This window comes from Streptomyces sp. NPDC008238 (assembly GCF_042956445.1).
Taxonomy (GTDB): Bacteria; Actinomycetota; Actinomycetes; order Streptomycetales; family Streptomycetaceae; genus Actinacidiphila.
The window spans coordinates 252679-273651 of record NZ_JBIBGK010000007.1; the positions used below are offsets into that span (position 1 = coordinate 252679).

At 73.8% G+C, this 20973-nt stretch carries 23 protein-coding genes; 3 read left to right on the forward strand and 20 right to left on the reverse strand.

Annotated features, from left to right (window positions below):
* The first annotated feature begins 141 nt into the window (after positions 1 to 141).
* The gene (locus ACFZAU_RS18370; protein ID WP_500460363.1) at positions 142 to 993 is read left to right on the forward strand and encodes an LLM class flavin-dependent oxidoreductase; all 852 of its coding nucleotides are present in this window, start codon (positions 142 to 144) and stop codon (positions 991 to 993) included.
* A 49-nt stretch (positions 994 to 1042) separates the two neighbouring features.
* On the opposite strand, the gene ACFZAU_RS18375 is transcribed toward ACFZAU_RS18370, so the two are convergent.
* The 15 genes from ACFZAU_RS18375 to ACFZAU_RS18445 all read right to left on the reverse strand — a co-directional run bounded on the left by ACFZAU_RS18375 (position 1043) and on the right by ACFZAU_RS18445 (position 15749).
* Positions 1043 to 1798, reverse strand: coding sequence for a sirohydrochlorin chelatase (locus ACFZAU_RS18375; protein WP_500552993.1), 756 nt, complete (start codon positions 1796 to 1798; stop codon positions 1043 to 1045).
* Between the two features lie 2 nt (positions 1799 to 1800).
* Entirely contained in the window at positions 1801 to 2694 is an 894-nt protein-coding gene (locus tag ACFZAU_RS18380) for an ABC transporter permease (RefSeq protein ID WP_499601617.1), read from the reverse strand.
* On the reverse strand, positions 2681 to 3475 hold the full coding sequence (locus tag ACFZAU_RS18385) for an ABC transporter ATP-binding protein (RefSeq protein WP_500552994.1): 795 nt from the start codon (positions 3473 to 3475) through the stop codon (positions 2681 to 2683). The genes ACFZAU_RS18380 and ACFZAU_RS18385 overlap by 14 nt, the downstream gene beginning before the upstream one ends.
* Positions 3476 to 3528: 53 nt before the next feature.
* Positions 3529 to 4605, reverse strand: coding sequence for an ABC transporter substrate-binding protein (locus ACFZAU_RS18390; protein WP_500553044.1), 1077 nt, complete (start codon positions 4603 to 4605; stop codon positions 3529 to 3531).
* Between the two features lie 275 nt (positions 4606 to 4880).
* Positions 4881 to 6230 (reverse strand): sulfate adenylyltransferase subunit 1, encoded by a 1350-nt coding sequence (locus ACFZAU_RS18395; RefSeq protein ID WP_500552995.1) that lies wholly within the window; start codon positions 6228 to 6230, stop codon positions 4881 to 4883.
* 2 nt (positions 6231 to 6232) lie between these two features.
* On the reverse strand, positions 6233 to 7168 hold the full coding sequence (gene cysD, locus ACFZAU_RS18400) for a sulfate adenylyltransferase subunit CysD (protein ID WP_500552996.1): 936 nt from the start codon (positions 7166 to 7168) through the stop codon (positions 6233 to 6235).
* Between the two features lie 76 nt (positions 7169 to 7244).
* Positions 7245 to 7790 carry an adenylyl-sulfate kinase gene (gene cysC / locus ACFZAU_RS18405; RefSeq protein WP_499601610.1) on the reverse strand — a complete coding sequence of 182 codons (546 nt, stop codon included), beginning with the start codon at positions 7788 to 7790 and terminating at the stop codon, positions 7245 to 7247.
* Between the two features lie 32 nt (positions 7791 to 7822).
* Positions 7823 to 8530 carry a phosphoadenylyl-sulfate reductase gene (locus tag ACFZAU_RS18410; protein WP_500460369.1) on the reverse strand — a complete coding sequence of 236 codons (708 nt, stop codon included), beginning with the start codon at positions 8528 to 8530 and terminating at the stop codon, positions 7823 to 7825.
* A complete protein-coding gene (locus ACFZAU_RS18415; RefSeq protein ID WP_499601605.1) occupies positions 8527 to 8706 on the reverse strand; it encodes a hypothetical protein in 180 nt (59 codons plus the stop codon). The genes ACFZAU_RS18410 and ACFZAU_RS18415 overlap by 4 nt, the downstream gene beginning before the upstream one ends.
* The gene (locus ACFZAU_RS18420) at positions 8703 to 10400 is read right to left on the reverse strand and encodes a nitrite/sulfite reductase (RefSeq protein ID WP_500552997.1); all 1698 of its coding nucleotides are present in this window, start codon (positions 10398 to 10400) and stop codon (positions 8703 to 8705) included. The genes ACFZAU_RS18415 and ACFZAU_RS18420 overlap by 4 nt, the downstream gene beginning before the upstream one ends.
* Positions 10401 to 10569: 169 nt before the next feature.
* Entirely contained in the window at positions 10570 to 10653 is an 84-nt protein-coding gene (locus tag ACFZAU_RS18425) for a putative leader peptide (protein WP_322975673.1), read from the reverse strand.
* Positions 10654 to 10746: 93 nt separating this feature from the next.
* Positions 10747 to 11784: a carbohydrate kinase family protein gene (locus ACFZAU_RS18430; protein ID WP_500552998.1), complete on the reverse strand. Its 1038-nt coding sequence runs from the start codon at positions 11782 to 11784 to the stop codon at positions 10747 to 10749.
* A gap of 26 nt (positions 11785 to 11810) precedes the next feature.
* Entirely contained in the window at positions 11811 to 12389 is a 579-nt protein-coding gene (locus ACFZAU_RS18435) for a GNAT family N-acetyltransferase (protein WP_500552999.1), read from the reverse strand.
* Positions 12390 to 12461: 72 nt separating this feature from the next.
* Positions 12462 to 13754: a helix-turn-helix domain-containing protein gene (locus ACFZAU_RS18440; protein WP_500553000.1), complete on the reverse strand. Its 1293-nt coding sequence runs from the start codon at positions 13752 to 13754 to the stop codon at positions 12462 to 12464.
* 360 nt (positions 13755 to 14114) lie between these two features.
* Positions 14115 to 15749, reverse strand: a complete 1635-nt coding sequence (locus ACFZAU_RS18445) for an acyl-CoA dehydrogenase family protein (protein WP_500553001.1) — start codon at positions 15747 to 15749, stop codon at positions 14115 to 14117.
* 18 nt (positions 15750 to 15767) lie between these two features.
* Between ACFZAU_RS18445 and ACFZAU_RS18450 the strand changes: the two genes are divergently transcribed.
* On the forward strand, positions 15768 to 16928 hold the full coding sequence (locus ACFZAU_RS18450; RefSeq protein ID WP_500460375.1) for a YihY/virulence factor BrkB family protein: 1161 nt from the start codon (positions 15768 to 15770) through the stop codon (positions 16926 to 16928).
* Positions 16929 to 16994: 66 nt separating this feature from the next.
* Complete coding sequence (locus ACFZAU_RS18455; protein ID WP_500553002.1) at positions 16995 to 17672, forward strand: helix-turn-helix domain-containing protein; 678 nt, start codon at positions 16995 to 16997, stop codon at positions 17670 to 17672.
* Positions 17673 to 18312: 640 nt separating this feature from the next.
* Here the strand turns inward: ACFZAU_RS18455 and ACFZAU_RS18460 are convergent.
* The 5 genes from ACFZAU_RS18460 to ACFZAU_RS18480 all read right to left on the reverse strand — a co-directional run bounded on the left by ACFZAU_RS18460 (position 18313) and on the right by ACFZAU_RS18480 (position 20790).
* The gene (locus tag ACFZAU_RS18460) at positions 18313 to 18705 is read right to left on the reverse strand and encodes a VOC family protein (RefSeq protein ID WP_500553003.1); all 393 of its coding nucleotides are present in this window, start codon (positions 18703 to 18705) and stop codon (positions 18313 to 18315) included.
* 63 nt (positions 18706 to 18768) lie between these two features.
* Entirely contained in the window at positions 18769 to 19242 is a 474-nt protein-coding gene (locus ACFZAU_RS18465; RefSeq protein WP_500553004.1) for a hypothetical protein, read from the reverse strand.
* Positions 19226 to 19744 (reverse strand): RNA polymerase sigma factor, encoded by a 519-nt coding sequence (locus ACFZAU_RS18470; protein ID WP_500460380.1) that lies wholly within the window; start codon positions 19742 to 19744, stop codon positions 19226 to 19228. Before ACFZAU_RS18470 ends, ACFZAU_RS18465 begins: the two co-directional genes overlap by 17 nt.
* Positions 19745 to 19822: 78 nt before the next feature.
* Positions 19823 to 20455: a class F sortase gene (locus ACFZAU_RS18475; protein WP_500553005.1), complete on the reverse strand. Its 633-nt coding sequence runs from the start codon at positions 20453 to 20455 to the stop codon at positions 19823 to 19825.
* Positions 20452 to 20790, reverse strand: a complete 339-nt coding sequence (locus tag ACFZAU_RS18480; protein WP_500553006.1) for an LPXTG cell wall anchor domain-containing protein — start codon at positions 20788 to 20790, stop codon at positions 20452 to 20454. Before ACFZAU_RS18480 ends, ACFZAU_RS18475 begins: the two co-directional genes overlap by 4 nt.
* Positions 20791 to 20973: the final 183 nt, after the last annotated feature.

Below are 20973 nucleotides of genomic sequence, written 5' to 3' on the forward strand. Positions count from 1 at the left end.
CTGCGGCGGAGCGTTACGGTGGACGGACTCGATGATCACGCTCCCCTGAAGGACGCCGCAGAACGGGAGCGGCCCGCACGGCAGGTGCGTGGTGACGGAGGGGCGGCACCACACGTCCGTGCCCTTCCCGAGGAGTTCCCCATGAAGATCGGTCTCGGCCTTCCCGTCGACGACCCCGCCGTGCTGACGACCTGGGCCCGCCGCGCCGACGACGGCCCCTTCAGCAGCCTCGGCCTGCTCGACCGTCTCGTGTACGACAACCCCGAGCCCCTGGTCACCCTCGCCGTGCTCGCCGGGGCGACCCGCCGGATCCGGCTGCAGACCGAGGTGCTCATCTCCCCGTTCCGTGACGGCGCCGTCCTGGCCAAGCAGGCGGCCACGCTCGACCGCCTCTCCGGAGGCCGCTTCACCCTCGGCCTCGGGGTGGGCGCGCGCGAGGACGACTTCCGTGCGGCCGGTGCCGACTTCCGCCGCCGCGGCCGTCTGCTCGACGAGCAGCTGGCCGTGCTGCGCCGCCTCTGGGCGGGCGACCCGTACGGCGACGGGGCCGGGCCCGTCGGACCCGCCCCGGCGACCCCGGGCGGGCCGGAGGTGCTGTTCGGCGGCTTCGTCCCGGCGGCGCTCGACAGGGTCGGCCGCCACGGCGACGGCTTCCTCGGCGCCGGGATGCCGCCCAAGTCGATGGACCGTCTCTTCCGCGAGGCGGAGCGCAGCTGGGAGCGGTACGCGCGGCCCGGCCGGCCGCGGCTCGTCGCCCAGGCCAACGTCGCGCTCGGACCCGACGAGGTGGTCACCGCGGCCCGCGACAACATCCGTGCCTACTACGCCTTCAGCGGGTTCGCCGACCGTGTCGCCGAAGGCCTGCTCACCACCCCGGAGCAGATCCGTGACGCGGTCGCCGGCTACGGCGGCATCGGCGCCGACGAAGTGATGCTCTACTGCTGGGCGTCGGACCCCGGCCAGGTGGAACGCCTGGCGGACGCCGTGTCCTGACGCCGTGTCCCGCCGCCGTCCGGGGGCCGGACGGCGGCGGCCCCTCGCCTCAGGCCAGGGCCAGCGACAGGCGCGGCTGGAGTGCCTCGTCGAAGCGGCGCAGCAGCAGGCGGGCGACCTCCGGGGCGTCGCCGAGGACGCCGGCGAGGACGTCCGCCCCGGAGGCCAGGGCGCCACGGGCGATGCGGTCGGGCAGGAAGCCCGGCGCGATGACGTACGGCGCGACGGCGACGTGCCGTACGCCCTCGGCGCGCAGTCCGCGCACCGCCTCGTCCGTGGTGGGAAGGGATGCGGAGGCGAACGCAGGCCGCACGGCGCACCAACCGGTACGCCGCCACTCCCGCGCGATTTCTGCGATCACTGCGATCGCCTCCGGGTCCGAGGAGCCCGCCGAGGCCAGGACGATCCCGGTCGAGGGGCGGTCGCCGGGCCCGAGCCCGGCCTCGCGCAGCCGCCGCTCCAGCGCGGCGAGCAGCAGCGGTGAGGGGCCGAGCACGTCGGCCCGGCGTACGCGCATCCGGGAGTGGCGCGCCGCGGCCTCGCGCAGCACCGCGGGGACGTCCGCCTTGGCGTGGAAGGCCCGGGTCAGCAGCAGCGGCAACGCCACCACGTCGCGCACGCCCTCCGCGGCCAGCCGGTCCACGACCCGCGGCACGTTCGGCGCGCAGTGGTCGAGGAAGGCCGTCTCCACCCGCAGTCCGGGACGGGCCGCGCGGACCCGCCCGGTCAGGGCGTGGACGGTCGCGGCGTGCCGCGGGTCGCGGCTGCCGTGGGCGATGACGAGGAGGACGGGCTGCGCGGTCATGGTCAGCCCCGTGCGAACAGGCCGCGGCTGCGGAGCACCGTGCGCTCCAGCGGCGCGAACACCAGCAGTTCGATGCCGATGCCGACGACCAGGATCAGCAGGATCGCGGCCAGCACGCTCGGCATGTCGGACAGTTCGCGGCCCTGCTCCAGCAACTGGCCCAGGCCCACGCCGAGGTCGGGGGAGGTGGCGATGAGCTCGGCGGCCATCAGGGAGCGCCAGGAGAAGGCCCAGCCCTGCTTGAGGCCGGCGAGGTAGCCCGGCAGGGCGGCGGGCAGCAGCACGTGCCGCACCGCGTGGACACCGGTGGCGCCGATGGTGCGGCCGGCCCGCAGGAACAGCGGCGGGATCTGGTCGACGCCCGCGACCAGCCCGTTGGCGATCGACGGCACCGCGCCCAGCAGCACCACGCAGTAGATCGTGGCGTCCGAGAGGCCGAACCAGATGATCGACGCGGGCACCCACGCCACCGACGGCAGGGACTGCAGGCCCGACAGGATCGGCCCGATCGCGGCCCGCACCACCCGGACCCGCGCCACGAGCAGGCCGAGCGGCGTGCCGATCGCGACGGAGGCCACGAAGCCCAGCGCGCCGCGCGACAGGCTGGTCCAGACGTACCCGAGGAGGGTGCCGTCGAGCCACTTGTCCTGCAGCGCGCGTCCGACCTCGGCCGGACTGGGCAGCTGGTAGTGCGGCTTGACCTCGAAGTGGTAGGCGAGCTGCCACACCACCAGCACCAGGGCGATGGCGACGAGCGGCGGAACGGCCTTCTGCAGCAGCGTGCGGGCCAGCGGCACCCGCGCGGCCGAGCGCGTCTCCAGGGCGTCGAGGCCGGCCTCGAGCCCCGCGAGGTCCCCGCCGTGCCCGCTGTGCGCCTTCGTGTCAGTGCTGGCCATGTCGGCGGATCTCCCCCCGGAGGTGTTCGGTGATCTCCACGGAGAGCTCGGCGACCGCCGAGTCCTCGATGCGGCGCGGCTGCGGGATGCCGACCGTCCACTCCCGGGCGATCCGTCCCGGCCGCGAGGAGAGCAGCACGACCCGCTGCGCGAGCCGCACCGCCTCGCGGACGTTGTGGGTCACGAAGAGCACCGACAGGCGGGTCTCGGCCCAGATGCGGGTGAGTTCCTCGTGGAGGACGTCGCGGGTGATGGCGTCGAGGGCCGCGAACGGCTCGTCCATCAGCAGCAGCTGGCTGTCCTGGGCCAGGGCCCGGGCGAGCGCGACGCGCTGCCGCATGCCGCCGGACAGTTCGTGCACCCGCTTGCCGTACGAGCCCTGCAGACGGACGAGTTCCAGCAGCCGCTCGGCCTCCGGGCGCCGCTCGGCACGCGGCACGCCGCGCATGCGCAGGGCGAGTTCGATGTTCCTGCCCGCGGTGAGCCACGGGAACAGGGCGTGCTCCTGGAACATCAGGGCCGGGCGGCCGCCGGGGGTCTCGATGCCCCCGGCGGTCGGCCGGTCGAGCCCCGCGACCAGGTTGAGCAGTGTGGACTTGCCGCAGCCCGAGGCCCCCAGAAGGCAGACGAACTCGCCGGGGGCGACGTCGATGCTGATGTCGTCCAGCACGTGCGTCTCCGCGCCGGGACGGCCGAAGGACTTCGAGACGTGCTCGAGCCGTGCGGCGTACGGGGCCGCGTCGACCGTCACGGCGGGCTGGTTGGTGAGTGCGGTGGCCATGGCGTCACCTCCTGGGGGCTGGGGCTGCGGGCTTCATCGGGTGCTGCCGGGGTTCAGCCGCCGAGACCGGCGTCGTCGATCTCGGTCTTGCCCTCGCCCTTGAGGACCTTGTTGAGGAGCGACAGGTCGTAGATGCCCTCGAGGGAGGGCTTCTCCAGCAGGCCGGCGGTGACGGCGTGGTCGGCCTCGGTCTGCAAGGTGGACGCCAGCGGGTCGTCGATGACCTGGATGCTCTCCCAGGCCGGGTCGATCACTTCGGCGGGCAGCGGCTTGCCGGAGAGCTTCTCCAGCTGGGCGTTGGCGTCGGCCTTCGCCTTGTCCGGGTTGGCGCTGATCCAGGCGTTGGTCTTCACCGAGCCGCGCAGGACGGCCTCGACGACGTCCGGATGGTCCTTGAGGAACGCCTGGGAGACGATCACGTTGGTGATGACGAACTTCTTGTCCGGCCACAGGTCGCGCTCGTCCAGGAGCACCTTCGCGCCCTCGGCGACCAGCTTGGACGCGGTGGGCTCGGGGACCCACGCGCCGTCGATGGAGCCGGACTTGTAGGCGTCGGGCGTCACCTTGTTGTCCGTGCGGACCACGGAGACGTCGCCCTTGCCGCTGGTCGCGTCGACCTTCCAGCCCTGCTCGTTGATCCAGTTGAGGAACGCCACGTCCTGGGTGTTGCCGAGCTGCGGGGTGGCGATCTTCTTGCCCTTGACGTCCTTCAGGGTCTTGATCTTGTCCGGGTTGACGACCAGCTTGACGCCGCCGGAGGCCGAACCGGAGATGATCTTCAGGCTCTTGCCGCCGGACTTCGTCCAGCCGTTGACCGCCGGGGAGGGTCCGATCCAGCCGATGTCGATGGAACCGGCGTTGAGGGCCTCGATCTCGGCGGGTCCGGCGTTGAACACCGACTCCTTGATCGTGGTGCCCGAGCCCAGCTCGTCGGCGAAGAAGCCCTCCTTCAGGCCCACCAGCGGGGTGGCGTGGGTGAGGTTCGCGAAGTAGCCGATCTTCACCGTCGAGGCGGACAGCTTCTTGCTGGTGCCGCTGCTCGCGGCCGCGTTGGTGGTGTCGTCCTTCTTCTCGGAGCCGTAGCCGCAGGCGGCGAGGGCCAGCAGCGGCAGAAGGGCGGCGCCCGCCATGAGGCGGCGACGGGCGGACGTTCTCGGGGCGGTGGTGCGATCGGCAGTCACGGGAGGTGGTCCTCTCGGTGGCCCCGGCTCGCGCCCTCTAGGGCGCGCCGGGGTGGTGGCTGTCTGGATTTCGGTGGTGCGGTGCCGCCTGCGCGGCGCGGGTACGGTGCTCGGGCGGGGTCAGCGCGCACATCGCGTCACACCGCCCGTGCCGCTGCCCAGACAGCCGCTGCCGACCCGACCGCCCTCCTTGGCGAATCCCGCGAAGGCGTCGTCGAACGCCATCAGAAGTCCCACCCCTCCTCGTCACCGGCCGCGTCCGCGGCGGCCGTGGCGGTACGGACGGCGAAGGCCTCGCCCGCCATGCCGGCGGTCAGCGTGGTGCCGTCCGCCGGGTCGATCAGCAGGAAGGACCCGGTGAGCCGCGAGTCGGCGTACGCGTCGAGCGGCAGCGGCTCCGAGGTGCGCAGCACCACCGTGCCGATGTCGTTGACGCCGAACTCGCCCGGCTCGTCCTGGTGCTCCAGGCCCCGGGTCAGGTCGACCCGGTACGGGAGCCGCTTCACGATCGCCTTGACCGTGCGCGTGCTGTGCTTGAGCAGGACGCGGGCGCCGACCGCCAGCGGACGCTCGTGCAGGTGGCACACGGTCGCCTCGACGTCCTGGGTGGTCGCCGGGGCGGCGGCGGACGGCGCGATCAGGTCACCCCGCGAGACGTCCAGGTCGTCGGCGAGCAGCAGCGTCACCGATTGCGGCGCCCACGCCACGTCGACCGGGGTGCCGAGCAGGTCGATGCCGCTGATCGTGCTGGTCAGCCCGGACGGCAGCACCGTCACCGGGTCGCCGACGCGCAGCACGCCCGAGGCGATCCGGCCCGCGTAGCCGCGGTAGTCCGGGTGCTCGGCGGTCTGCGGGCGGATCACGTACTGCACGGGGAAGCGTGCCGGGTGCCCGCCGGGGTCGCTGCCGACGGGGACGGTCTCCAGGTGCTCCAGGACCGTGGGGCCGCCGTACCAGTCCATGTTCGCCGACGGGGTCACGACGTTGTCGCCGGCCAGGGCCGAGATGGGGATCGCGGTGATCTCCGGGACGCCGATCGAGGCCGCGTAGGCGGTGAACTCCTCGGCGACGGCCGCGAAGACCGGCTCCGACCAGTCGACCAGGTCCATCTTGTTGACCGCGAGCACCACGTGCGGAACCCGCAGCAGCGCGGCCACCGCCGCGTGCCGGCGGGTCTGCTCCACCACGCCGTTGCGGGCGTCCACCAGGATCACGGTGAGCTCGGCGGTCGAGGCGCCCGTCACCATGTTCCGCGTGTACTGCACGTGCCCCGGTGTGTCCGCCAGGATGAACCGCCGCCGCGGCGTGGCGAAGTAGCGGTACGCCACGTCGATGGTGATGCCCTGCTCGCGTTCGGCGCGCAGGCCGTCGGTGAGCAGCGCCAGGTCCGGCGCGTCCTGCCCGCGGCGCGCGGAGGCCAGCTCGACGGCCTCCAGCTGGTCGGCGAGCACCGACTTGGAGTCGTGCAGCAACCGGCCGACCAGGGTGGACTTGCCGTCGTCGACGGAGCCCGCGGTGGCGAAGCGCAGCAGGGAGGTGGCCGAGAGCTGCTCGGCGGTGGTGCCGGTGGTCATGGCTAGAAGTACCCCTCGCGCTTGCGGTCTTCCATCGCGGCCTCGGAGAGCTTGTCGTCGGCCCGGGTGGCCCCGCGCTCGGTGAGCCGGGACGCGGCGATCTCGGCGATGACGGCGTCGATGCCGGCGGCGTCGGAGTCCACCGCCCCGGTGCACGACATGTCGCCCACCGTGCGGTAGCGGACCAGCCGGGTCTCCACCGTCTCGCCGTCCTTCGGGCCGCCCCAGTCGCCCGCGGTCAGCCACATGCCGCTGCGCCGGAACACCTCGCGCTCGTGGGCGTAGTAGATCTCCGGCAGCTCGATGCCCTCGCGGGCGATGTACTGCCACACGTCCAGCTCGGTCCAGTTGGACAGCGGGAAGACGCGCACGTGCTCACCGGGGGCGTGCCGGCCGTTGTAGAGCTGCCACAACTCGGGGCGCTGGCGCCGCGGGTCCCACTGGGAGAACTCGTCGCGCAGCGAGAACACCCGCTCCTTGGCCCGGGCCTTCTCCTCGTCGCGGCGGCCGCCGCCGAAGACCGCGTCGAAGCGGTGCTCCTGGATGGCCTCGGTGAGCGGCACCGTCTGCAGCGGGTTGCGGGTGCCGTCGGGGCGCTCGCGCAGCCGGCCGTCGTCGATGTAGTCCTGCACCGAGGCGACGTGCAGCCGCAGCGAGTGCTCCGCCACGGTGCGGTCCCGGTACTCCAGCACCTCGGGGAAGTTGTGGCCCGTGTCGATGTGCAGCAGCGAGAAGGGGACTGCCGCGGGGGCGAAGGCCTTCAGCGCCAGGTGGAGCATGACGATGGAGTCCTTGCCGCCGGAGAAGAGGATCACCGGCCGCTCGAACTCGCCCGCGACCTCGCGGAAGATGTGCACCGCCTCCGACTCCAGCGCGTCCAGGTGCGACAGCGCGAAGGGGTTCGCGGTGCTCTCGTCGACGGCGACGACCGTGGTCATGCCGTTCCCCTCTCACTCGGTCCGCTCGCTCGTCCGGCCGCGCCTGCCGCCCGGGCCGCCGGGAGGTGTCCACGGTTCACGCCAGTCCCCTCTCCACGAGAAGCGCGTCGACCAGCGCCGCCGAGTCCTCGACGGTGTGGTCCTGGGTCTCGATCCGCAGGTCGGGGGTCTCGGGCGCCTCGTACGGGTCGTCGACACCGGTCAGCCCCGATATCTCGCCCGCGGCCTGCTTGGCGTACAGGCCCTTCACGTCGCGCGTGGAGCAGACCTCCACAGGGGTGGCGACGTGCACCTCCAGGTACGTCGTGCCGCGCGCCTCGTGGCGCTTGCGGACGGCCTCCCGGCTGTCGGCGTACGGCGCGATGACCGGGACGAGCACGGTGACGCCGTGGGAGGCGAGCAGTTCCGCCACGAAGCCGATGCGCTGCACGTTGGTGTGCCGGTCCTCGCGGCCGAAGCCGAGGCCCGCGGAGAGGAACTCGCGGATCTCGTCCCCGTCCAGGACCTCGACCCGGCGCCCGTCACCGCGCAGCCGCGCGGCCAGCGCCCGCGCGATCGTGGTCTTGCCCGCACTCGGCAGACCGGTGAGCCACACCGTGGCGCCCGCGTCCGTCACGCTCATCCGCCCCTCCCGGGAGGTCCGTTCCGTCGTCATCAGCCGTGCAGCCCGCACTCGGTCTTCGCCCGGCCCGCCCACCGGCCGGCCCGGGCGTCCTCGCCCGCCTGCACCCGGCGGGTGCAGGGGGCGCAGCCGACCGAGGCGTAGCCGTCCATGAGCAACGGATTCGTGAGTACCCCGTGATCGGCGACGTAGGAGTCCACGTCGTCTTGCGTCCAGCGGGCGATGGGGGAAACTTTGACCTTTCCGCGCCGGGCGTCCCAGCCGACGACCGGGGTGTCCGCCCGGGTCGGGGACTCGTCGCGGCGCAGTCCGGTGGCCCAGGCGTCGTAGCCGGTCAGTCCCTCCTCCAGCGGCTCGACCTTCCGCAGCGCGCAGCACAGGTCGGGGTCGCGGTCGTGGAGCCGGGGCCCGTGCTCGGCGTCCTGCTCGGCCACCGTCCGACGCGGCGTCAGCGTGATGACCCGTACGTCCATGACGGCCGCGACCGCGTCGCGGGTGCCGATGGTCTCGGGGAAGTGGTAGCCGGTGTCGAGGAAGACGACGTCGACGCCCGGGGCGGCGCGTGCGGCCAGGTGGGCCACGACCGCGTCCTCCATCGAGGAGGTGACGCAGAACCGGGAGCCGAAGGTGCCGGTGGCCCAGCGCAGGATGTCCAGCGCCGGGGCGTCCTCCAGGTCGCGTCCCGCCTGCTCGGCCAGCGTCCGCAGTTCGTCCGCGGTGTGCCGCTGCACGGTGCTCACGAAGGGCCTCCCTCACGGGTGTCGGTCCGCAGCCCCCGGGCCAGCAGGCCCAGGAACTTCAGCTGGAACGCGCGGTTGCAGGCCCGGCACTCCCAGGCGCCGTGGCCCTGCTCCGCCGGGTGCAGGTCCTCCTCACCGCAGTAGGGGCAGTGGAAGGGCGCGGCACGCTCGCTCACGACAGCGCCTCCTCGTCCGCCCGGGTCACCCACTGCGCGAAGCGCTCGCCTTCCGTGCGCCCGTCCTGGAAGCGCTTCAGGACGCGCTCGACGTAGTCGGGCAGTTCGTCCGCGGTGACCTTCAGGCCGCGGACCTTGCGGCCGAAGCCGGCCTCCAGGCCCAGCGCGCCGCCCAGGTGGACCTGGTAGCCCTCCACCTGACGGCCCTCGTCGTCCAGCACCAGCTGGCCCTTGAGGCCGATGTCGGCGACCTGGATGCGGGCGCAGGCGTTGGGGCAGCCGTTGATGTTGATCGTGATCGGCTCGTCGAACTCCGGGAGCCGGCGCTCGAGTTCGTCGATCAGCGAGGAGCCGCGCGCCTTGGTCTCGACGATCGCCAACTTGCAGAACTCGATGCCTGTGCAGGCCATCGTGCCGCGCCGGAACGGGGAGGGCCGCACCTGCAGGTCCAGTGCCTCCAGGCCCGAGACGAGCGAGTCGACCCGGTCCTGCTCGACGTCCAGCACGATCATCTTCTGCTCGACGGTCGTCCGCAGCCGCCCGGAGCCGTGCGCCTCCGCCAGCTCCGCGATCTTGCTGAGGGTGGCGCCGTCCACCCGGCCGACGCGCGGCGCGAAACCGACGTAGTGGCGGCCGTCCTTCTGGCGGTGCACGCCCACGTGGTCCCGCCAGCGCTCGACCGGCTGGTCGGGGGCGGGGCCGTCGACGAGCTTCCGCCCCAGGTACTCGTCCTGGAGCACCTGCCGGAACTTCTCCGCGCCCCAGTCGGCGACCAGGAACTTCAGCCGCGCGCGGTTGCGCAGCCGCCGGTAGCCGTAGTCGCGGAAGATCGAGATGACGCCCTCGAAGACGTCCGGAACCTCCTCCAGCGGCACCCACGCGCCCAGCCGGACGCCGATCTTCGGGTTGGTGGACAGGCCGCCGCCGACCCACACGTCGAAGCCCGGGCCGTGCTCGGGGTGGCGGACGCCGACGAAGGCGACGTCGTTGATCTCGTGGGCCACGTCCAGCAGCGGAGAGCCGGAGATCGCCGACTTGAACTTGCGCGGCAGGTTCGAGAACTCCTTGTTGCCGACGATGCGGCGGTGCGCCTCGTCCACGGCCCACGTGCCGTCGACGATCTCGTCCTCGGCGATCCCGGCGACCGGCGAGCCGAGGATGACGCGCGGGGTGTCGCCGCACGCCTCGGTGGTGGACAGGCCCACGGCCTCCAGCCGCTCCCAGATCTCGGCGACGTCCTCGATGCGGATCCAGTGCAGCTGGATGTTCTGCCGGTCGGTGATGTCGGCGGTGCCGCGGGCGAACTCCTGGGAGACCTCGCCGATGACCCGCAGCTGCTCCGTGGTGAGCCGGCCGCCGTCGACGCGGATCCGGAGCATGAAGAACTTGTCGTCCAGCTCCTCCGGTTCCAGGATCGCGGTCTTGCCGCCGTCGATCCCGGGCTTGCGCTGGGTGTACAGGCCCCACCAGCGCATGCGGCCGCGCAGGTCGGCGCCGTCGATCGCGTCGAAGCCGCGGTAGCGGTAGATCGTCTCAATGCGTGTCCGCACGTTGAGACCGTCGTCGTCCCGCTTGAACTGCTCGTTGGCGTTGAGCGGCGTCATGTGACCGACCGCCCACTGGCCCTCGCCGCGGTGGCGGCTCACCTTGCGGCGCGGCGCGGCGGCGTTCGGCTGGTCAGGGGTGGATGCCATGGCGATGCAGTCCTTCTGGCAGGCTGGAAAGAGTCGGTCGTAGCGCAAATGGTCCCCTTGGCCTGCGGGTACGCCGGAACGCCGGGAAGGGCGCAGGGCGTGGGCGCGTCACTGCGCCCGCGAGACCGGGGACGGCCGGATCAGTCCTGAACGGGACGGCGGCGAGTGCTCAGCACGCCTGACAGATGGCGCTGGACATGCGTCCGAGATCGACGTGCAGCCGACCTACCAAGGCGATTCCAGTGCGAGACATGTCGAAAGCGTGTCACGCGCATCTCGGGCCAGTCCACCGTTATCCATATGGTGGACGCGATCATCCCGCATGGCGAGACGTCCGAGTTGTCCGTCACCTGACAGAGGTCACCGGCCGCAGGAAATCCGCCGCGATGGCCCGGAATCCACCGTGCCCCCCGGTCCCCACGTGCCGCAGCTTGTGGCCCGCCAGCGCGGAACCCAGCCGCACGCCGGTGCCGAGCAGCGTACGGCCCGCGACCAGGGCCGCCAGCAGCCCCGCAGCGAAGACGTCGCCCGCCCCGGTCGCGTCCTCGACCTCGCCGTCGGGCAGCGGCCGGTGCGCGTAGCGCTCCACGGTGCCCGGCCGGTGCACCTCCACCCGGTCCGGGTACTTCACCACGGCCGCGCCCTCCCGCCGCGTCCGCACATGGCCCAGCCGCTCGAACTCCCGCCCGTTGACCAGCAGGTAGTCGCTCATCGCCGCCATGGCCAGCACATCGGCCGTCGGCTCCGCCGACCAGGCGTGGCCCGGGTCGAAGCTGATCAGCGTCCTCGGTGAACGCCGCCGCACCTCCACCAGCAGCCGGTGCAGCGCCGCCCCGCCGTCCGGATCCAGGAAGGAGGTGACGTGGACCGCCCGGGACGCCGCCAGGTAGCCGGCGATCTCCTCGAAGCGCTCCCGCACGTGGACGGCGATCCGCGTGTTGGCCCCGGTGTGGGTCAGCAGGGTGCGCTCCCCGCCGTCGTGCACGGACAGGCAGATCCCGCACAGCCGGTCCGGGTCCCGTGCCACCAGCCGCCGGTCGATGCCGAGCCCGTCCAGGACGGCCAGCGGGCCGGCCGCTCCCAGCGGGTCGCGGCCCGCGACGCCCACGTAGCCGAGCCGCAGCCCGCGGCCCAGGCGGCCCAGGGCGTGGAGGGTGTTGAACGCCGAGCCGCCCGGCTCCGGCGTCAACGGCACCCCCTCGTCCCGCAGCCACTCCAGCCCGGCGCGGACCGCTCGCTCGTCGACCATGCGCTCGCCGCCGCTCTCCGGCGGGTGCCGCAGCCGCATGTGCGCGCCCAGCCGGGCCAGCACCGGGCCGCCGTTCAGGGCGGACGCCCCGGTGATGAGGTCCAGGTTGAGTGCCCCGACCCCGACGACGTCCATGCCCGCCCCTTCCCTCCGGCCGGTCCCTACCGGGCTCCGGGCCAGGGCCCGGTCACGGGCCTCCCCTCCTCTTCCCCCGTCTCGGTGCGGAAGATGCGGAAGCCGCGCCTCTCGTAGTTGGCGAGCGCGTGCGGCCCGTCCAGGCTGCAGGTGTGCACCCACACCCGCTTGGTGGGGGCGCGGTCCGGCAGGCGGTCCGCCAGGTCCCAGGCGCGGGCGATGCCGACGGACAGCAGGTGCCCGCCGATCCGCCGCCCCCGGAAGGCGGGCAGCAGCCCGAAGTACGCGATCTCGACCTGGCCGTCGTCCTGCGGGTCCAGTTCGATGTAACCGGCCGGGGTGTCCCGGTCGTACGCCACCCACGTCTCGACGCCCGGGCGCTCCAGGAAGGACCGCCACTGCTCGTACGACCACGGCAACCGGTCCGTCCAGGCGCAGTCCGCGCCCACCGAGGTGTAGAGGAAGCGGCTGAACTCGGGGGACGGCACCTCGGCCCGCGCGATGCGGACGCCCGCGGCCGCGGGGTCCGGCTCCAGGGAGGGCCGCAGGTCGGCGTGGGAGGTCTGCTCCAGGGACCACGTGGTCACCGTGACGCTAGTGCTCATGCGCCACATTCTGCGGCCTCGCGGGCCCGGCGGGTCCCCGGCTCGCTGCCGCCGGCCGTCCGGGTCCGGGCCTCACTCCCCGAAGCGCGCCGCGCGCACCGCCGGCGCCGTCGAGTGCGGCAGCAGGTCCGCGGGGTGGGCGGGGCGCACCACCTCGACCTCGACACCGTCGGCGAAGCGGTAGGGACGGTGGCCGAGCACCCCGGCCAGGGTGCGGCGCAGCCGGGACATCTCGGCCCGCACCGTCACCGTGCGCGAGGGGTCCCCGAACAGGTCGCCGGCCAGCTCCGCGGCGCTGCGGCCGTCCCGGTGCAGGGCCAGCACGAAGAGCAGTTCGGCGTGGCGCGGGCTGAGCTCCTGCGACCAGCCGCCGCCCGCGCCGGAGACGCTCACCGTCCACGTACGGGGACGGGCGAGGTCCAGCACCACGTGCCCGGACGCGGGCACCTCGTCCTCCGGCGCGGCGACCCGCACCAGCCAGCCGCCCGGCAGCGGCTCCAGGGTGCAGGTGCCCAGTGCGGGCACCCAGGTGCGCCCGGCGCTCGGCGCGGCGGGCAGCGTGATCCGCTCCACCGGGGGCATCCCGGTCACGGCCGCCGTCCAGCCGTTGGGGTCGACGACCGCCGCGCGGCCCTGCATCCGGGCCAGCAGCGGGGCGGCGACCGAGCGCAGCCGGTCCACGGCCGCCCAGTGCAGGCTGCGCAGTTCCGCCTCGGCGACCTTGGTCACCGCGGTCACCAGCGACAGCACCGCGGGGTGCATGCCGGCCGCCGGCCCGCTGACGTCCACCGCGCCCAGCAGTCGCCCGTCGCGCGGGTCGTGGAGCGGCGCGGCGGCGCAGGTCCACTGGTGGTGCACCCGTACGAAGTGCTCCGAGGAGTGCACCTGCATCGGCCGCCCGGTGACCAGGGCGGTGCCGATCGCGTTGGTGCCGACGGCCTCCTCCGACCACGAGGCGCCCTCCGCGAAGCCGAGCCGGTCCGCGCTCCTGCGGACGGCCAGGCTGCCGTCCCGCCACAGCACCCGGCCCTCGGGGTCGGTGACCACCATGATGTGCCGGGCCTCGTCGGCGACCGAGACCAGGCCGTCGCGCAGCGCGGGCAGCACCTCGCCCAGCGGGGTGCGGCGCCGGCGCACCTCGATCTCGTCGGCGGTGAGCATGCCGGTCTGACTGCCGCTGTCGGGGTCGACGCCGAGGTGCAGCGCACGCCGCCAGGAGTCCTCGATGACCGGTCTGGCCTGCGTGCCACCCGACCCGCCGCCCAGCGCGGCGTCCCGCATGCCGGCCAGCAGCCGGGCGGAACGACGCGGTTCCTGGACGGACTGGACCGACAACGACCGTGCGTCGATCGGAACCTGGCTCATGGTGCTCCCCGCGTCCGTGTGCGCCGCGCTTTGTGCGCCCCGGCAGTGGCAGCGACGTTTCTTCGCTGCCACACCATGTGCATATGGTGCCGTCGGGCCGGTCCCTCCGGTGGGATATCCGGCCAATACCTTGCAACTGTCTGCAACGGTTGCGAATATGCGCGCATTCGACGGACAGTGACGGCGCATCACGCTACTCGTACGGAACCCTGAATCCGTACGACGGTGAGGCGAGACCGGGGGTGGTGCCGAGTCGGCGCGGCACCACCCTCAGTGCGGCGCGGCGGCGGAACGTTTCCCCTGGGTCCCGGTCCTTCCGTCGGGACCGTGGGACGGACCGCCGCCGCACCCGCCCGCCCCTCACATCCGCGGGCGCGCCCGCTCCACGACCGCCGCCAGGTCCAGGCCGCGCGGCAGCGTCCCGAAGGTCGCCCCCCAGTCCCCGCCGAGCCGCGAGGCGCAGAACGCGTCCGAGACCTCCACCGGCGCGAACCGCACCAGCAACGAGCCCTGCAGCACCAGCGCCATGCGCTCCACCACCCGGCGCGCCCGCGCCTCGACGCCCTCGAGATCCGCCAGTTCCGTCAGCAGCGACTTGATCGCGCCGTCCAGCCGGTGGTCCGCGCCCCGCGCCAGGCCGATCTCGCCCAGGAACGCGTTCAGCGCCGCCGGCTCCCGCTGCAGCACCCGCAGCACGTCCAGGGCCTGGACGTTGCCCGAGCCCTCCCACACCGAGTTCAGCGGCGACTCCCGGAACAGCCGCGGCATCCCCGACTCCTCCACGTAGCCGTTGCCGCCCAGGCACTCCAGCGCCTCCGCCACCAGCGGCGGGCAGCGCTTGGTGATCCAGTACTTGGAGACCGCCACCGCCAGCCGCCGCAGGTGCCGCTCCTGCTCGTCGTCCGCGTCGTAGGCGGCCGCCAGCCGCAGCACGGTCGTGGTGGCCGCCTCCGACTCCAGCGCCAGGTCCGCCAGGACGTTGCGCATCAGCGGCTTGTCGGCCAGCAGCCCGCCGAACGCGCTGCGGTGCCCGGCGTGGTGCACCGCCTGCGCCACCGCCTGCCGCATCAGCGCCGCCGAACCGGTCGCGCAGTCCAGCCGGGTGGCGGCCACCATCTCGATGATCGTCGCGACCCCGCGCCCCTCCTCGCCGACCCGGCGCGCCCACGTGCCGTCGAACTCCACCTCCGCCGAGGCGTTGGAACGGTTGCCCAGCTTGTCCTTGAGCCGCTGGATCAGGAAGACGTTGCGCGAGCCGTCCGGCAGCACCCTCGGCAGCAGGAAGCAGGTCAGCCCGCCGGGCGCCTGCGCCAGCACCAGGAAGGCGTCCGACATCGGCGCCGAGCAGAACCACTTGTGACCGGTGAGCAGGTAGGCGCCCTCCTCCGCCAGCGGCTCCGCGCGCGTGGTGTTGGCCCGTACGTCCGAACCCCCCTGCTTCTCGGTCATCCCCATGCCGAACAGGGCCCCGGGCTTGCGCCCCGGCGCCACCAGACCGGGGTCGTACACCCGCGACCCCAGCCGGGGCTCCCACTCCGCGGCCAGCACCGGGTCGACGCGCAGCGCCGGCACCGCCGCGTGCGTCATCGACACCGGGCAGCCGTGCCCGGCCTCCGCCTGGGACCACACCAGGAAACCCGCCGCGCGCCGCAGGTGACCGCCGGGGCGCGACCACGCGTCGGTCAGCCCGGACGAGACCGCCCGCCCCAGCAGCCGGTGCCACGCCGGATGGAACTCGACCTCGTCGATCCGGTTCCCGTACCGGTCGTGGGTGTGCAGCACCGGCCGGTGGGTGTCGGCCGCCTCCGCCCACCCCCGCGCCTGCGTCGAACCCGCCACCCGGCCGATGTCGCCCAGCTCCCGGTGGACCTCCTCGTGGAGACCGGGCGCCACGTGCCGTTCCACCCCCTCCACCAGGGCGGCGTCGGCGGCGTACACGTCATACCCGACCAGGGGCGGAGGCTGGTTGGTCACGGTGTGTGTGGGGGGACTCATGACAGTTACGGTAGGCGCGTGCAGGCAGCAGACGAAACACCCGAGGGGCCCAGGCGCGGCCGCCTCCACCGGGCGCAGGCCCTCTACCGGAACGTGTCCAAGCGCAAGGTCGGCTGGCTGCTGCTCAAGGACACGGTGGACTCCTGCATGGAGTACCGCGTCACCGGACTCGCCGCCGAAGCCGCCTTCTTCGTGCTGCTCTCCCTGCCGCCGCTGCTACTGAGCCTCGTCGGCGCCATCGGCTACGTCGACGGGATCATCGGCACCGACACCATCGACAACATCCGGGGCAACATCCTCACGGCCGCCGCGACCGTCCTGTCCGACAAGGGCGTCGACCAGTTGATGCGGCCGCTGGTCGACGACGTCTTCGGCGGCGGTCGGCCCGACGTGATCTCCATCGGCTTCGTCATCGCCCTGTGGTCCGGATCGCGCGCCCTCAACGTCTTCGTGGACACGATCACGATCATGTACGGGCTGGAGGGCAGGCGCGGCATCGTCAAGACGCGGCTGCTGGCCCTGCTGCTCTACATCGTCGCCCTGGTGATCGGCGCCGTCGTCATGCCGCTGCTGGTCGTCGGGCCGGACGCCGTGGTGGCGCTCCTGCCGTGGAGCGAGGCCGTGATCCGGATACTGTACTGGCCGGTCGTCCTCCTGCTGTCGATCGCCTTCCTCACCACGCTGTACCACGTCTCGGTACCAGTGCGGTCGCCCTGGTACGAGGACATGCCGGGGGCGGCCGTCGCCCTGCTGATGTGGGTCCTGGGCAGCTTCGTGCTGCGCATCTACCTCACCCAGACCGTCGAGGGCCCCACCATCTACGGCTCCCTGGCCGCGCCCGTCGCCGTGCTGCTGTGGATCTTCGTGTCGGCCTTCGCGGTGCTGGTCGGGGCGGCCGTCAACGCGGCCATCGACCGGGTGTGGCCCTCGATCGAGACCGCGGCCGCCCGCGAGGAGAACGCCCGGGCCAGGGAACGCGCCGCCGCCGACCTCGTCGCCGAGGCCGCCGCCCGGCGCGCCGCGTTCGAGTCCGGCCCGGACGACGAGGTCGGCCCGGAGGACCCGCCCGCCGAATTCCCCGAGCGCTGGGCGGGCTTCCTGCCCCCGGACGACGTACGGTCCCGGCTGCGCGGCCGCCGCCCCCCGGGCAAGGACGGCGGCAAACAGCCCCGCGACTGACGCGGCACGGGCCGGGCACGGACCGGGACCCGGCGCGGTGTCGGTGGCCGGTGCCATGCTGGAGCGGTGTACCGGGAACGGACCTCGGCCGTGCCCGGCGCCGTGCTGTGGACGAGGACAGCGGGCGCCGGGACCGCCCGCGTCCTGCCCGACGGCTGCATCGACCTGATCTGGGGCGAGGACACCGGGCTGTTCGCGGCGGGGCCCGACACCACCGCCCACCTCTCCGGCAGCCCGCCCGGCACGCGGTACGCGGGGCTGCGCTTCGCCCCCGGCGTCGGACCCGCCGTGTTCGGACCACCCGCGCACGAACTGCGCGACCGCCGCGTGCCGCTGGACGCGCTGTGGCCCGGCGCCGAGGCCCGCCGGCTCACCGAGCGCGTCGCCGCCGCCGCCGACCCCGGCGCCGTCCTGGAGTCCGTGGTGCTCTCCCGTGCCGACCGGCGCGCCTCGTCCCCGTGGGGCCCGGAGGTCGCCGCGAGCCTCGCAGCCGGGGCCCGCGTCGGCGCCGTCGCCGAGGACGCCGGGCTCAGCGAACGCCAGCTCCACCGCCGCTGCCTGGACGCCTTCGGCTACGGGCCCAAGACCCTCGCCCGCATCCTGCGCCTCCAGCGGGCACTGGCACTGGCCCGGGACGGCCGCCCCTTCGCCGATGTCGCCGCCCACGCGGGCTACGCCGACCAGGCCCATCTCGCCCGCGACGTCCGCGCCCTCGCCGGGGTCCCGCTCGGCGAACTGCTCTAGGTGCCGGTGGGTGGTGGCGGTGCGCCGGTTTTTCGGCTGTCGCGCCGTCTCGCGCCCTGCGGGCGCAAAGATGCTGGCTGCGGAGGGGAGGGTGGGGGGCCGGGGCTCGTCGGCAGTCTCCGGCCCGGTGGGCGGTTGGGGTTCAGGCGCCGGAGCGGGGCCGGTTGTTCGTACGGTCCCGGTCTCGTTGCCGTCCGCGGGTATAGATGGCCGGTGACCACGCCCACCCTTGGTGGGTGGCGCGCCCGCCGTAACCGGCGTCTGCGGGTGCTTCCCCGATCCGACATCGGGCTCTGTTCCGACGTCCATACCGTCGATAGCGGGCCCGATCTCCCGCCGACCTCCCGGCAGCACCCCGAAATACCCGCAGGCGCGGGTTACGGCGGGCGCGCCCACCACCGGCAGTAGGCGTGGAAGCGGCCATCTATACCCGCGGACGGCAACGAGACCCGAGGCCACAGGAAAGGCGACCCGCTCCGGCGCCTGAACCCCAGCCCCGACCCACCCGCACACTGCCGAAGAGCCCCTGCCCCCACCCTTCCCTCCGCAGCCAGCCGCCGTGCGCCCGAAGGGCGCGAGACGAACCCGCACCCACCCGCCGGCCTCACCCCTCGGCGCGCACCCACTCGCAGGTACCCCGCTAGGAGAACCTCGCGAAGAGGTCGACCGGGTTCCCGTCCGGGTCCAGGACCACGGCGTACCGCATCCCCCAAGGCGCGTCGAAGGGCTTCAGATGTCCCGCGTACCCGGCCCCGGTCAGTTCGGCGAACGTCGTGTCCACCTCCTCCGGGCGCTCACACACGAAGGCCAGCGCCATCCGGTGACCGCCCTGCGGCGGCTCCCACGCGGAGTCGAAGGAGCGGACCATCTCCACCGTGTCCCACGCCATCCGCAGCCCCCCGGGCAGCGCGGTCTCCACGTGCGGTTCCGCCTCCGCCCCGGCGGGGATCTCCAGCCCCAGCCTGCGGTAGAAGGCCAGCGAGGTGGCCATGTCGGCCACGACGATCTCGACGACATCGAAACGAAGAGTCATGCCGCCACCGTAGGCGCGCCCCGTCCGGCCCGTCTTGAACGAATCGGACGCGCGCCGGGCCGGTCAGCGCCGGGGGACGGCCGGGGTGTCCTCCCCGGGTTCGCCGAGCGGGGTGGCCGTGACCGTGTCGGACTGGCGGGCGGCGGAAGAGGTGCGGCGCGCGTCGGGGGCGACGGGGGGCCCCGTGCGGCGGTCCGGGCGGGGGATCCCGGACGTTTCCGGGGCGGGGGCCGTCGACGGGCGCGGCGAGGGCGGCGGGTCGGCCGCCGGGGGGACGGACACCGCGGGCACGGTCGGGCCGACCGCCGGGCCCTGCGCGGGGGCGGACATCAGGTGCAGCGGCACGGCGACGACCGCCGCCACCGCCAGCGACACCCCGGCTCCCGCGGCCGTCCGCAGCAGCTTGCGCCGCACAGCCGCGCGGCGCACCTCGCGGAAGCGGCCGGGCGGCGGTCCGAGGAGGACCGTGCCGGGCCCCAGCAGGGCGTCCAGTTCGGCGTCGCGTTCCTCGCCCGGGCCCTCAATGGGTGTGATCAAGGCTTCTCCTCAGTCCGGCTCGCAGCATCTCCCTGGCCGCGTGCAGGTCGGCCTTCACGGTTCCTTCCTTCCGTCCCGTCGCCGCCGCCACCTCCCGGACCGGCATGTCGGCGTAGTAGTACAGCAGGATCGGCACCCGCAGCCGCTCGGGCAGCGACTGGACGAGCATCCGCACCGAGGGGTCGGTCTGCCCGTCGCGTCCCTCGCCCTGCCCGTCGACGACGACCTCCGCGGTGGCGCGCCGCATGGCCCGGCGTTCGCGCTCCACCTTCCGCCAGTGGTCGCGCACGATGTTGGCGGCCGTGACGTAGAGGAAGCCGCGCGGCTCGTCCACGTTCGTCCAGCGCGCCCACAACCGGGTGAAGGCCTCGGAGGCGATCTCGTGGGCCGTCTCGTCGTCGTCGACCAGCCGCCGGCACCAGCCGGCCAGGCGCGGGTAGAGGGCGGCGAACAGCTCGGACGCCGCTTCCTCCCGGGAGGACCGTTTCAACACTCTCCACATTCCGTCGTTCATCATGCCGCAGGCCGATCGCCGGGCGGCCGGGCCGGCGGGCGTCACGTCCACCGGCCCGGCCACCCGCTAGCCGCGGTCCGCCGAGGTCAGGGAGGCGTACACCACGACGTTGTCGCGGTATCCGCTCCCCTCGCCGGTGCGGGGGCCGCCGCAGGTGATCAGGCGCAACTCGGGCCGGTCCACGTCGCCGTAGACCTCCTGGGTCGGGAAGTGCGCCTTGGCCACCGTCTGCACCCGGTCCACGGTGAACTCCGCGGACGCGCCGTCCCGCAGCCCCGCCACGACCCGGTCGCCCGGTCGCAGCCGTGCCAGGTCGTGGAAGACCCCGTCGCCGAACCGGCCGACGGTGACGTGCGCCAGGAGCACGGACGGGCCGAGCCGGCCCGGGGTGGGGGAGTGGCGGTACCAGCCGGCGGGCGAGTCGCGCGCCACCGGCGGGACCTCCACGGTGCCGTCCGCGGCCAGCCCCAGTTCCATGACCGGGGTGTCGACCCCGATCGCCGGGATCCGCAGCCGTACCGGGACCGAGCGGGCGAGCTGGGGCGGCGGGGACGGGTGCGTCCGGGCGGCGGCCGGCGGCGTCGGGACGACGGCCGGCGCGGCGACGGCACCGTCACCGGAACCGCCCGCGCACCCGCCCGCCCACGGCAGGAACGCGAGGACCGCCAGGACCGCGGCCCACCTCGCGCCCGGGGTCATCCGGCGGTGGTGCGCCTGCGCCGCGTCACCACGAACGTGCCGCCGGCCAGGAGCAGCAGGCCGCCGGCGGCCGCCCCCACCACCGCTGCGTCGGGACCCTGGGAGGCCGGGGACTGCACGCCGGTGTCGGGGGCGCCGGCCGGCACCCTGTCGACCTGACGCGGCGACGGCACCGCGGACGGCGCCGTGGACGGCGCGGCAGACGGCACCGCGGACGGCGCGCTGCCGCGGGCCGGCGAGGGCCGCGTGCTCGGCCCGTCGGCGAACGCGGGCGCCGTCCCCGCCAGCACCGCGGCGCACGCGACGGCGGCGGCGGTCAGAACACTCCTGCGCATGTATCGCTCTCCTTCGTCACCCCGCCCTGCCCCGTCGGGGCGCGGGCGGGTTCTGGCAACTGATCGCGCGAAGAGACGAGGCGGCCCGTGAGCCGGTTGTAAAGAACGGGCAAAGTCGCCCGCGCGGGGCCCCCGGTGAACGGCGGGCGACACGGCGGCGACCGGCCGGAGCCGCCGCCCCGC